Source organism: Parapedobacter sp. SGR-10 (assembly GCF_011030405.1).
GTDB lineage: Bacteria > Bacteroidota > Bacteroidia > Sphingobacteriales > Sphingobacteriaceae > Sphingobacterium.
The window spans coordinates 1-12,393 of sequence record NZ_JAAJTJ010000023.1 but is presented as its reverse complement, the minus strand read 5'-3'; the positions used below and the strand labels follow the sequence as shown (position 1 = coordinate 12,393).

The window sequence follows — 12,393 nt, the reverse complement described above, 5'->3', positions numbered from 1 at the left end:
GTGACCCTAAAGATAAAAAACCGCTATTTGGCGGTTTTTTATCTTTAGGGTAAAATCTTCTTATCTTTGCCCCATGCGATTTGATATCATTACCGTCTTGCCCTCTTTGTTGGAAAGCCCCTTTGCACATTCCATTCTGCAACGTGCACAGAAAAAAGGATTGGCTGAGATATACGTGCACAACCTGCGTGACTATGCCAACAACAAGCATAAGTCTGTGGATGATTACCCTTATGGCGGGGGTTCCGGTATGGTCATGCAGATAGAACCCTTTGCGGAGTGTATTGAAAAACTGACTTCTGAACGGATATACGATGATATCATCTATATGACACCGGATGGTGTCACACTCAACCAGAGTATCGCAAACGATCTGTCGACAAAACAAAATATAATCATCCTTTGCGGTCATTATAAGGGGATCGATCAAAGGATCCGGGATGTTTTCGTCACCAAGGAAATTTCCATTGGCGACTATGTACTATCGGGTGGAGAATTGCCTGCAGCCATTGTTGTGGATGCGGTGATCAGATTGATACCGGGAGTACTTTCGGATGAAACATCTGCTCTTTCCGATTCGTTTCAAGATGGTCTCCTGGATGCTCCTATTTATACACGACCTGCCGAATGGCGTGGACATAAAGTCCCGGAAGTACTGTTGAGTGGACATGAAGCAAAAATAGCGGCTTGGCGTGATGAGCAGCAATTGTTGCGTACCCGAGAGCGGCGTCCGGATCTATTGGATGAATGACTGTAAATTTCCTTATACAATTTTTATTCAAAAATCTGATTTTCAGAATTTTATGTTAAAAACTATAGCCTGTCGATATATTATAGTTCAATAAAAGGCTGTTTTTGTTTGGAACACGTGTTTTTTTTCCTAATTTCGTCCCCCGAAGAGGCCCACAGCGGTTGTGAGCCTAAACATTAAACATACTAAACTTCATTTTCTATGAAAAAAACTTTACTTTCAGTTTTGGCCGGATTGGCTATCATCGGAACAGTATCTGCTCAAGAAGACAGCAGAGTGATCGGTACTACAACTAATAAAGGAGCAAATATTCTTCCTGCAGCAGGAGATATCGCTATTGGTATAGATGCGGTTCCCTTTTTAGAGTATGCGGGTAATATATTTACAGACAGCTACAACAATGCTCCTGATTTCCAAGGACCAAACAGCTTTTTGGGAGGCAACAACACGTTGTACGGTAAGTACTTTTTGACAGACAAGTCGGCCGTGCGTGCTAGGTTGTCTTTTGATTTCCGAAGCCAAAGCGAAACAAGACTTGTCCAAGACGATGTGGCGCTAGCAGCTGATCCTACGTCAGATGCAGAGGTTACGGATAAATACACCGAAAAAAACAACTATGTCGAAATTGGTGCAGGTTATGAATTGCGTCGTGGATACGGTCGTCTTCAAGGCTTCTACGGTGCTGAGGCTTTCGTAGGTTTTGGTAGCTCTTCTGAAAAGTATAGCTATGGTAATGCCATCACCTCCACCAATACAAATCCTTCAAATGCATTTGGTTTTGGTCCTCAGCGCCCTACTTCTGTGAAAGATGGTAATTTGTTTTTAGTTGGTGTAGGTGGATTTGCAGGTGTAGAATACTTCATCGCTCCTAAGATTTCTCTGGGTGGAGAAGTTGGTGCTAGTATCATAACAGGTCGTCAAAAAGGCCAAAAAGAAACTACCGAAGAGTGGGATGCTGCTAATTCTGTTGTAAAAACTGAAACAGACGATAATTCTAAAGAAAAAACAGGTGGATTTGACTTTGGTACTAGAGCAAATGGCCGTATCATGTTGACTTTCCACTTTTAATCTTTCCTAAAAGATTAACGGGATAATACAAGAAAAGGGCGATCAACGATCGCCCTTTTTGCTTTTTGTCCCTATTTACTTTTCAAATATTTTTCCAGAAACTGATCCTGTTCCCACAATAGATGGAAGATATTCTCTTTGGCGACATAGCCATGCGATTCTCTGGGGAGAATGACCATTCTGACCGGAGCTCCAAGGTTTTTCAAGGCCTGAAAATAACGTTCGGTCTGTAAGGTGAATGTTCCCGGGTTGTTGTCTGCCGCACCGTGTACAAGCAGCATTGGTGTTTTCATACGACTGGCACTCATGAATGGGGACATAGTTATATATAGTTGTGGATCATCCCAAAAATTGCGTTGTTCGCTTTGAAATCCAAAAGGGGTCAAGGTACGGTTGTAAGCTCCCGAACGGGCAATTCCAGCCGCAAATAAGTTGGAATTGGACAATAGATGAGCCGTCATAAAGGCTCCGTACGAATGCCCACCTACTGCAACCTTTGCACGGTCTATATAACCTAGTTTGTCTACCGCGTCGATGGCTGCCTCAGCATTCGCTACCAATTGAGGGATAAAAGTGTCATTGGGTTCCTGTGTGCCTTCACCAACAATCGGAAATGCGGCATTGTCAAGTACTGCATACCCTTTGGATACCCAGTACACAAAGGATCCATAACTTGGAAAGGTAAACTCTTTGGGATTTACCCGGACTTGGCCTGCGGTGCTTTTGTTCTTATATTCGCGGGGATAGGCCCAAACGAGCAAAGGCAGCTTTTCTTTTTTCGTGAAATCATATCCGGCAGGCAGATACAATACACCCGAGAGGTCGACACCGTCTTTGCGTTTGTAATTCAATACCTGTTTGTGTACATTTTCGAGTGGTTTGAATGGGCTTTCGATATGTGTGATCGCCTGCTGTTTACCTGTATTGATGTTTTTGGTGTAGATATTTGGGTATTGGCTGGCCGATTGCAACGAAACGAGGATGTCACCTTTATGGATGTCTACGATTTGGGAGATGCGTTCTTGCAAATCAGAATTCGGAGCCGTGTATAGCCTTTTTTTCTTCAAGGTTTTTAAATCCAGCTCATCGATAAAAGGGAATTCTCCTTCTTTGGTAAAACCATCGCCTATCCAAAAGGTTTTGCCCTTGTGTATATACATGGTATAGGTTCCGAATTGGTTTTTATCCCGGAAAACGGATCCCGGATCAGAATAGATATCCTGTCTGTTGCGGTCACTGATGACTTGCATACTACCCGTTTTTGGATTGAGCAAAAACGTCTTGACATTGCGTGTATCATACCATTGTGAAGATACCAGAGCATGTTCATCATCTCCCCATACCACACCCGAAAAACGGTCGGCAACCTTGGCGAGAGATCGGGGTGCTGTTGTAAAAGGAGTCTCCCATTCAAACAGTTCATCCCGATAGTCTGCCGCTTTATTGGCATCTCCTTCATCCAGGGCCTCTACAAAAAATAGCGTGGCGGGTTTGTCCTGCCGCCAGCCCATAGCTCTTTTGCCGGTACGAACAGATGAAAAACCTTTGGGCATAGCTTCTACTAAGGGCAGTTCGTTTACTTTTTTCACTAGATTGCCTTGCATATCATATACGGTGGTTTCCTGTGGGAATGAAGAGTAACGGACGATATAGGAAAAAGGTCGTTTGAGCGAAGAAACCAATACATATCGTCCATCCGGTGAAAAGGAGGCCTGTGCGTACATGGCTTTATCCAGATACTTCGTTTGGTTGCCGGATAGGTCTACCCAATAAAGCATAGAGGTAGCCAACGTTTCAAAATCTTGTTCGTCGCGTGGATCTTTCAACAGATCTTGATAAGTGCGCAATTGGGAAACCTGTCCAGCACTGCTCGAGACGACCGGTCCTGTAGGCAGTTCATTGCTGCGATCGACAAGAGGAGGCATGTCCGAAGATAGTTTATTGATCAGCAATCGCTCACTGTCCCTAAACCATCTGTAGGGGCCATCCAATACGGCATTGAGATCGTAATCTGTCAATTGCTTGGCTTGTTGTGTGGCTACATCTATGATCCACAGCGCAAGCCCATGTGTATTGGTGTGGGTGAATGCGATTTTCTTGGCATCGGGTGAAAAACTGATGTTGGCGATCCGTGCATTTTCGGGCAGGCCTTTTATATCAAATTCCCGATCACTGGCAAATTGTTTTAACCGTAGGTTGCCCACATAGCTTTCTGTACTGCTGGCTTTAGTTTTGGCATTGATACGTAATCCTGCCAGCCGCATTTCCTCCTGTCCCAATTCTTCCAGAGACTTGTAGGTAGGCCTATACATAAACAGTATCCATGCCTTGTCGGGACTGACCCTGATCGTCGGAGGACGTTGGTAATCTGCCAATGCCAAAATCTCGGCAGAAGGTTTTTGGAATGTTAGGTTTTCTTGCCCATATACCCATGAGGAGAGCAATAAAAAGAGAAAAAGGATTGTTTTTTGCATAATATCAGATTTATACCAAAGGTAATAACACGAGGTATAAATATACAATATTATCGCAGATAAAGAGGGATGTACCTTTTACAAATACAGGTCCAGGTCGCCCTTGCCTTCACGGATCACTTCAAAGTCACCGTTGGTCAAGTCTACGACAGTGGATGCGACGTTGTCCCCATAACCACCATCGATAACCAGATCGACCTTGTCTTGGTATTTTTCGTAGATCAGTTCGGGATCGGTTGAATACTCTATGATCTCATCGTCGTCGTGGATAGAGGTGGTCACAATAGGGTGACCCAACTGTTTGACAAGCTCGCGTATGATGTTGTTGTCGGGTACACGTATACCGACAGTCTTCTTTTTGGAACTCAATAATTTAGGTACGTGTCCGCTGGCATTGAAGATAAATGTAAAAGGCCCGGGAAGGGCTTTCTTCAAAACACGGAATACCGTGGTATCAAAGGGCTTGGTGTATTGGGAGATATCCGTCAGGTCGTAGCAGATAAACGATAGGTTGGCCTTGTCGGGTTTGAGGCCTCGGATCTGACAGACACGTTCTATAGCTTTTTGATTGGTGATATCACAACCAATACCGTACACTGTATCCGTTGGATAGATGATGACCCCTCCTTTGCGGAGCACTTCCACAGCCAGTTCGATGACTTTGGGATTTGGATTGTCGTTGTATATCTTTATCAGCATAGCTATTTTTTATAAAGATACGTTTTTAAGTGCTTTTCCAAAGTTTAGAACTTTGGAAAAGCTTGATGGCCCTTAAAATCTACTCCACATAATCGGCATCGATCAGCGATACTTTAACAACTAAATCATTCGGTACAGAGATTTCAGAGCCTGGCTCCATGATCGGATCTTCGGCATAAATAATTACTGAACCTACTTTGTAATCGTAGCTGTAGGAGATCCCATTTACAGTCGCAGGAATGGTTCGATAGGTTGACTCATTATCCTCACTGATTGCGACAGACACTATTCCTTGATCCATGTAATATGCCGTGAGTTCGGGTATAGGTAAAGTGAAGTAAGCTCGGTTGTCGGTTCCCCCCCAATTCCAGGGATAGTCCGTTGCGGTTTTGGAATAGATCATGGTTTGTGCAGGCACCATATCATAATGCTCTTGGGTAATATACTCTTTTGTGCAAGAAGTGAAAGCAACGAATGATGCGGTAGCTATGGCCAGGGCGAGTAATAGTCTTTTCATAATATACAGTTTTTGTGGAGTTAAATAATTATTCTTTGTTCTGTATGACAGCTGAGTCCTGTATTTGGTTTAATGGCAGCAAAAATATTGCCATAATTATTGTTAAAGAAAAACGTCATTTCGATGAGGAGATACGACGAAGAGAACCGAACGAAGTGAGCTCTACGAAGTAAAATCTATGGATAAGGAGGCAAATTAATCCTGTATGATCCTAGATTTCTCCTCGTTCCTCGTCGAAATGACGGTATAGTTTGCTGTCTAGATGAACGCTTTACTTTTAAGCGATGTCTTATTACTCCACCAAAAGGTTGATCTTCCTCTCGATCGAGACATTGTCACCTGTAAGTGCATTGCCATCTTTGTCTACAAGGGTCAATTTGACAGTATTCTCACCCAAAGGAAGGTTTAAGATTTCGTAAGGAACCCATTGATCCAATACAAACTCCTGTCCGTTGATATCTGCTTTGACCTTGTTGCCATCGGCAGCCAAAGTCGTATTGGCCAGGAAGAAGTCAAGCAAAAGCGTTTTTGTCTCTTCGCCCTTGTAGTCTCCTTTTGGTCTGCTGTAGAACAATGAAGGCTCTGTCGGTGCAGGTAGTTCCTCTACCTTGCCATCTGCATTGACCTTGAATCTGATCAACTTGGAAGCCTCGGCTGTCTTGATCGATTCATGAAAAGAGCGTGAAAGGAACGACAACAGGTAATGTTCCGAATTGACAGGAACTGTCACAGAATGTTCGGGTTTGTATAGCGCTGCATAAGGGGTATTGTCCAAAATAAAGTGGATGTGCTGTCCGTCATGCGAATTGGCCATGTGGTGCTCATGCTCGGTTTGTTCCGTGAGGTTAAAGTTTTGTACATCGTATTTCACGGTGATTTTAGCCGAGTCTGTACCGACCTTTTCGGCAGTGATCGAGGCAATATTTAAGGTCGCTCCCGGAAACTCCTTGGCATGGGCCAAAGGATTGACTGCGATTGCGCCTACGGTGTCATCCAGAGCGGTAGAATCTTGGACTTCTCCTTCTTTGTTTTTTGTAGGGTTGTTGCATGCTACGATCGATACGGATAAAGCAACAATGAATAATTTAGATTTCCAGTTTTTCATTTTTTATTGAGTTTGTTAAATTTTTGACTTCACCAAGTATAAACGTTTAAAATGCTTTTTTGTTTTACGAACAAGCAATTAATAGTGATTCTTTGATGGCTATTAATGTTGTCTCAAGGTCTTCTGCGGTATGGGCAGCCGAGATAAAGCCGACTTCATAGCCGGACGGGCCAAAATAAATACCCCTATTGAGCAATTCCCGGTGCATGATCTTGTATCGTTCCATGGATGCGGGGTCGATCTGGTCGGCACGTTGTATTTTTTGTTGTGCTGTAAATGCAAACCAGAATATAGAACCGATTGTGAATATCTGGACCTCCAATTGATTTTTGTCAATGAATGCCCGTAGATTTTCGACGAAAGCGAGGGTTGTTTGTTCAAGTTTTTCATAAAATCCGGGTTGTGCCAGGATGCTTAGTGCCGCTATACCCGCTGCCATAGCTACCGGATTGCCGGATAGTGTGCCGGCTTGATATACCACTCCATCGGGAGAAATATGGCCCATGATTTCTTGGGATGCACCGTAAGCCCCTACAGGCATACCTCCGCCGATGATCTTGCCGTAGGTTAGGATGTCTGGCTGTATGCCGTAATGATGTGCTGCACCTTCAAAACCCAATCGAAAACCGGTGATCACTTCGTCAAAGATCAACAGGCTACCGTTGGTCTTGGTGATGTCCCGAAGGAAATGGATATACTCCCTGTCCTGTATCAAGAGGCCGTTGTTGGCCGGTACACCTTCGATGATGACGGCGGCGATCTGATCTTTGAAGTCCTTGAAAACCTGTTGTAGTGCTTCCCTATCATGCAGTGCGATGACGATGGTTTCGTCTGCAAAGGTTTTTGGAACACCTGCGGAGGAAGTTTCGCCAAATGTGACCAGACCGGATCCGGCTTTGACCAAAAGGGAGTCGGAGTGTCCGTGGTAACAGCCCTCGAATTTGACGATTTTGTCCCGTTGCGTGTAGCCTCTTGCCAAGCGGATCGCCGACATGACGGCTTCGGTACCCGAACTGACGAAACGGATTTTGTCTATGTATCTATTGTTTGATAAGATAAGCTCGGCTAGCTCGTTTTCCAATCGGGTAGGTGCGCCAAAGCTCAGTCCTTTACCTAACTGGCTTTCTACGGCTTCACGGATATGAGGATTATTGTGTCCAAGGATCAAGGGACCCCACGAGCAGCAATAGTCGATGAATTCGTTGCCGTCGGCATCCCATAGGTGAGCCTTGTCACCTCGCTCAATGAATAGGGGTGTGCCATATACGGATTTGAAAGCTCTGACAGGAGAATTGACTCCTCCCGGAAAATAGTTTTTGGCTTTGTCAAATAGTTGAGCCGATTGCTCTCTTGAAATATCTTGTACCTGCATTTGTTGTATTATTTACTTCAACCAACCTTTTTCCAGAACTTCCTTGGCATGATAGGTGAGTATAGCTGTTGCACCTGCCCTGCGAAAGCCCATCAATGTTTCCATGATCGTCTGCTCGCCCAGCCATCCGTTGGCTATAGCGGCTTTGAGCATGGCATACTCTCCCGAAACATTGTATACTGCTATCGGTAGGTCAAAATTGTCGTGCAGGAGCTTGACTACATCCAAATAAGGCAATCCCGGTTTGACCATCAGAAAATCCGCTCCTTCTTCGGCATCCAGCTGTGCTTCAATCAAAGCTTCCCGTATGTTGGCAGGATTCATTTGATAGGTCTTTTTATCACCTTTCTTAGGAGCAGAACCTAGTGCGTCACGGAAAGGTCCATAGAAGGCTGAGGCGTATTTGGCCGTATACGACATTAGGGATACATTGGTAAATCCGTTGTCGTCCAATAGACGACGTATATAACCGATACGACCATCCATCATGTCCGAAGGGGCGATGATGTCAGCTCCGGACTGTGCATGGGCCAATGCCATTTTGCCCAAAATTTCCAATGTTTCATCGTTCAGGATCTCACCATTCTCGACAATGCCATCGTGGCCATCCGAACTGTAGGGATCCATCGCTACATCGGTCACCACACAGGCTTCGGGAAAGTTTTTCTTTACGGCTTCGATAGCCCGCAAATATAATGTACCCTCCCGATAGCTTTCTGTTGCATATTTGTCTTTCAAGGATTCCTCTACGGCAGGAAAGAGGTCAAAGGATTTCAACCCTAATTTCAAACAGCTTTCGACTTCACGCAGGAGGTTGTCGATCGAATACCGGTATATACCCGGCATCGAGCTTATTTCTGTTTTTTGGTTTTGCCCTTCAATAATGAACAAAGGAAAGATAAGGTTGGAAGGTGACAGGTGCGTTTCCTGTACCATATCGCGTATGACTGCTGATTTTCTATTTCTTCTTGGTCGGTGTAGCATTTTTTTTAGTATTGAATAATGTAGGGGCAAAAAATCTTTTGCCCTTACATATGTTTGTCTTGTTCCTAATATTCCAATCCAAATACGGCTTCGGCGAGCCCAATCTCATCAGGTGAAAAAGGTAAGGTGTATTTTAGCCCCATTTCTTCAATTTGCTTTGCTGTCGAGTAGCCTATGCAGATGATTTTTTGGTCTGGTTCGGCCAGATTTTCCTTGAAATAGGCTTGTACATTGCTCGGACTAGTAAAGATCAGAACATCTGCATTGGACTTGTCCACGTTTTCATCCAGTACGGTTTCGTAGATCGGCATATCGATGATCTTAGTGGATGGGGTCAATGCTTTTTGAATGCTTTGCAATGAATCCTTGGCGCGTGGTATCAGTACCGTTTGACCGTCGACCAATTTGGCAAATTCCTGGGCTATACCTTCTGTACTGATACCGAGGTCGTCACCCGAAAAGTCAGCCACTCGGCCATATCTCCGTAGGGTAGACTCCGAGCCTCTACCTAACACGGCAATTTTAGTTTTTTTCAGAAGGAGAGGGTTGAGGTTGAAAAAGTGTTCAATGGCATTTTTACTATTGAAAAAGATCCAATCTGCTCTTTTCAAGATAAAGGAATCCAACACATTGATGGTGGGATATATCTTGATCAGCGAACGGTCTTCGATCTGTATATTGTGCTTTCTGAGTGCCTTAGACAAATATGAGTTGTCATCCAGGTCTCTGGTGATGAAGACAGAAGAAGGCAGTTTTCGTTGTGGTCGATATTTCGCAAAAATCATTTCGGCCATACCATCGGTACTGTCCGATTGTAGGTAGACCCGGTCAGGAAAGTCTTCGTTGTCTTTGGCAATGGAAGTCCAGGTTTCGTATTTGCCGTCTCGCTTGCGACAGTAGCAACCTAGTGGCGCATGGCAACCGGCATCAAATAGATTAAGAACCTTGCGTTCTACAGTGATCGCAGCCACGACTTCCTTGTCATTGATCTGCTGTAATATAGTAAACAATTCATGGTCGGCTTCCCGGATTTGTATGGCCAATACACCTTGTGCGGGTGCAGGGATGATTTCTACCGGAGCGATCTCTTCGAGATGGAAGTCGGAGAGATCCATGTTGATACGGCTGATACCGGCTTTGGCCAGTACGATGGCGTCGTATTTCTCGTCACGCAGCTTTTGGATACGTGTCTGTAGATTTCCACGTAGGTCATCAAATTCCAGATCGGGACGAAGGGAAAGAAGTTGTGCTTTTCTTCTGTTGGAGGACGTGCCTACCGTAGCATTGTGCTTGAGCGAAAGACGTTTTTTGATGTCTACGCAATCCTTATGGATGATGATGACTTCTGAGGGATCTTCGCGTTCGGATACAGCTGCGATGATGAGGCCAGGAGGATTGACTGTAGGTAGGTCTTTGTGAGAGTGTACGGCCAAATCGATGTGCCCATTCAGCAATTCTTCTTCAAGTTCTTTGGTAAAGAAACCTTTACCTTCCAATTTGTCCAAACGAAGGTGTTGGATAATGTCGCCCTGTGTTTTGATGATTTTGAGCTCTGCCTCTATACCGATTTCGGCCAATTTGCCTTTTACAAAATTGGCTTGCCAAAGTGCAAGTTCACTACCACGTGTACCTATGGTTAATTTCCTGTTCACTGTTAGTTGTTTACGTTTAGAAATACGCATGCAAAGTTAGCCAAATACCCCCACAATTCGGGAGTGAAATGTCAGAATAAAGTATATTTAGTGGGGGAAGGGACAATCTGCATTGCCTTGGACTAAAGCCCAAGGCAATGCAGATTAGTTATTCTCGTGCTCCGCGCTCTTGACGAGGATTTCTTTTGCCATGACCATTGGAACTTTAATGTATTTTTTTTCCATATAGTTGATGACTTTTTCCAATACCTCGCGCGCTTGAGGGGCAAGGTTGCTGAGGTCGTGGGCAAAGACTTCGTTGACAGCCGTGTCACGGATCTGTTTGATAGTGCTGGGTACCTGGCTCATAGCAACTTCCACACGTCTTTGTTTGACGATAGGGAGAAACTCTTGGATATTGGCGTCAATGATTCTTTCGGCGTTTTCCAGTTCATTGTAGCGCTCTTGTATATTTTTTGCAGCAATGGCTTGAAGACTGGATACTTCGATATAGTGTACGGGATTTTGTGCAATGATCTCAGGAGCGACGTCGTTGGGCACGGCCAGATCGATGATGACTTTTTTGTCTGTTTCGTGGTTCAACAGGCTTTCGTACATCGATTGGTCGATGATAGCATGTGGAGCTCCGGTACAGGTGATCATCACGTCAAATCCTTTTTTATAGTTTTTTAGCTCGGATAGCGGGTAGGCTTCAGCGTTTAGCTCTGATGCCAGTGCTTTTGCATTTTCCAAGGTACGGTTGAAGACTACGAAGTTGGACAGCTTATGCTTTTTGAGATATTTGGCCAGATTTTGATTAGTTTCACCGGAACCAATGACCAATATCCGAGGATTCTCGGGAAGTTTGACTTCCTTCAGTTTGCGGTAGGCCAGTGATACAACAGAAATAGGGTTGCGCGAAATATTAGTATAAGTATAGACTTCTTTAGCGGTTTTGACGAGGCGATCCATCATCAATCGAAGAAAATCTCCTGTAAAACCTGCCGTACGGCATTTTTCGTAAGCTCGCCGCACTTGGGCCAATATTTCCTTTTCGCCTACGACTAGGCTTTCTAAGGAACACGACATGCGGAAAAGATGGCGCAGAGCCTCTATACCCGAATATCGGGTCACTTGTCCTAGATAACATTGAAGCCTTTCGGATGGCACGCAGAAATTCATTTTGTCCATGAAGTTTGCGATAAACTCATCCGTCAATTCATGTGCACCATAGAAAACAAATTCTACCCGGTTGCATGTGCCGATATAGAATATCTCCGGGATATCAAGGTTGTTTTTCAGACTAATCAACCGGGTATCCAACTCTTCATTGCAGATTACCAGATTGCCCAAATCCTTTAGGTCAACATGTTTGTGTGTAAATGCTATTACTTTTAAATTCTTCAACGCCTTTTATATCTAGCTCAAATCTATTCATGCAAATGTAGAGCAAAACCTTCGGTCTTCTGTCAAAAATCTGTCAAACAGGGAAATTTAGAATGTTTATAAATAGCAATAATATGTTGATTGTTAGATAGTTGTGTTTTGTTGACCAAGAATTGTGATGACAATCATTAATTATAGAATTTTGAGCAAGAGGTCTACAGCGATATTAAATCTGGCGCAAGCATTATCTTTGATGAGTATGGATGGATTGATGTCTTTGAACCTCGGTCACAAGCGGACGCTTGCGCCAACTGAAAATTGAAACCTGGTGTAAGCATTAGCATAGCGGTGCTTGTGCCTTCTATAGGATAGATTTAATTTTATATGCAACGCAATTATATTGCAT

Annotated in this window: 10 protein-coding genes; 2 read left to right on the top strand and 8 right to left on the bottom strand. The window is 44.1% G+C overall.

Annotated elements, in window-relative coordinates; genetic code table 11:
- Positions 1-73: 73 nt before the first annotated feature.
- The gene (gene trmD, locus G5B00_RS14125; RefSeq protein WP_163876698.1) at positions 74-751 is read left to right on the top strand and encodes a tRNA (guanosine(37)-N1)-methyltransferase TrmD; all 678 of its coding nucleotides are present in this window, start codon (positions 74-76) and stop codon (positions 749-751) included.
- Between the two features lie 201 nt (positions 752-952).
- Positions 953-1,819 (top strand): hypothetical protein, encoded by an 867-nt coding sequence (locus G5B00_RS14120; protein WP_163876696.1) that lies wholly within the window; start codon positions 953-955, stop codon positions 1,817-1,819.
- A 71-nt stretch (positions 1,820-1,890) separates the two neighbouring features.
- Here G5B00_RS14120 and G5B00_RS14115 read toward each other — a convergent pair whose 3' ends face one another.
- The 8 genes from G5B00_RS14115 to hemA all read right to left on the bottom strand — a co-directional run bounded on the left by G5B00_RS14115 (position 1,891) and on the right by hemA (position 12,008).
- Positions 1,891-4,293, bottom strand: a complete 2,403-nt coding sequence (locus G5B00_RS14115; RefSeq protein ID WP_163876692.1) for a S9 family peptidase — start codon at positions 4,291-4,293, stop codon at positions 1,891-1,893.
- Positions 4,294-4,371: 78 nt separating this feature from the next.
- Positions 4,372-4,992 (bottom strand): L-threonylcarbamoyladenylate synthase, encoded by a 621-nt coding sequence (locus G5B00_RS14110; RefSeq protein WP_163876689.1) that lies wholly within the window; start codon positions 4,990-4,992, stop codon positions 4,372-4,374.
- 79 nt (positions 4,993-5,071) lie between these two features.
- Entirely contained in the window at positions 5,072-5,509 is a 438-nt protein-coding gene (locus tag G5B00_RS14105; RefSeq protein WP_163876687.1) for a hypothetical protein, read from the bottom strand.
- A gap of 292 nt (positions 5,510-5,801) precedes the next feature.
- A complete protein-coding gene (locus tag G5B00_RS14100) occupies positions 5,802-6,614 on the bottom strand; it encodes a hypothetical protein (protein WP_163876684.1) in 813 nt (270 codons plus the stop codon).
- A 64-nt stretch (positions 6,615-6,678) separates the two neighbouring features.
- A complete protein-coding gene (hemL, locus tag G5B00_RS14095) occupies positions 6,679-7,986 on the bottom strand; it encodes a glutamate-1-semialdehyde 2,1-aminomutase (protein ID WP_163876681.1) in 1,308 nt (435 codons plus the stop codon).
- A gap of 12 nt (positions 7,987-7,998) precedes the next feature.
- On the bottom strand, positions 7,999-8,970 hold the full coding sequence (gene hemB, locus G5B00_RS14090) for a porphobilinogen synthase (protein WP_163876678.1): 972 nt from the start codon (positions 8,968-8,970) through the stop codon (positions 7,999-8,001).
- 65 nt (positions 8,971-9,035) lie between these two features.
- On the bottom strand, positions 9,036-10,622 hold the full coding sequence (gene hemC / locus G5B00_RS14085) for a hydroxymethylbilane synthase (RefSeq protein WP_163876675.1): 1,587 nt from the start codon (positions 10,620-10,622) through the stop codon (positions 9,036-9,038).
- Positions 10,623-10,766: 144 nt separating this feature from the next.
- Positions 10,767-12,008 (bottom strand): glutamyl-tRNA reductase, encoded by a 1,242-nt coding sequence (hemA, locus tag G5B00_RS14080; protein ID WP_163876672.1) that lies wholly within the window; start codon positions 12,006-12,008, stop codon positions 10,767-10,769.
- Positions 12,009-12,393: the final 385 nt, after the last annotated feature.

Excerpts from the sequence above, each read along its gene's own strand:
- G5B00_RS14115 (WP_163876692.1), bottom strand. The coding sequence starts at position 4,293 with ATGCAAAAAACAATCCTTTTTCTCTTTTTATTGCTCTCCTCATGGGTA.
- hemB (WP_163876678.1), bottom strand. The coding sequence starts at position 8,970 with ATGCTACACCGACCAAGAAGAAATAGAAAATCAGCAGTCATACGCGAT.
- trmD (WP_163876698.1), top strand. The coding sequence starts at position 74 with ATGCGATTTGATATCATTACCGTCTTGCCCTCTTTGTTGGAAAGCCCC.
- G5B00_RS14105 (WP_163876687.1), bottom strand. The coding sequence starts at position 5,509 with ATGAAAAGACTATTACTCGCCCTGGCCATAGCTACCGCATCATTCGTT.
- G5B00_RS14100 (WP_163876684.1), bottom strand. The coding sequence starts at position 6,614 with ATGAAAAACTGGAAATCTAAATTATTCATTGTTGCTTTATCCGTATCG.
- G5B00_RS14120 (WP_163876696.1), top strand. The coding sequence starts at position 953 with ATGAAAAAAACTTTACTTTCAGTTTTGGCCGGATTGGCTATCATCGGA.
- G5B00_RS14110 (WP_163876689.1), bottom strand. The coding sequence starts at position 4,992 with ATGCTGATAAAGATATACAACGACAATCCAAATCCCAAAGTCATCGAA.
- hemL (WP_163876681.1), bottom strand. The coding sequence starts at position 7,986 with ATGCAGGTACAAGATATTTCAAGAGAGCAATCGGCTCAACTATTTGAC.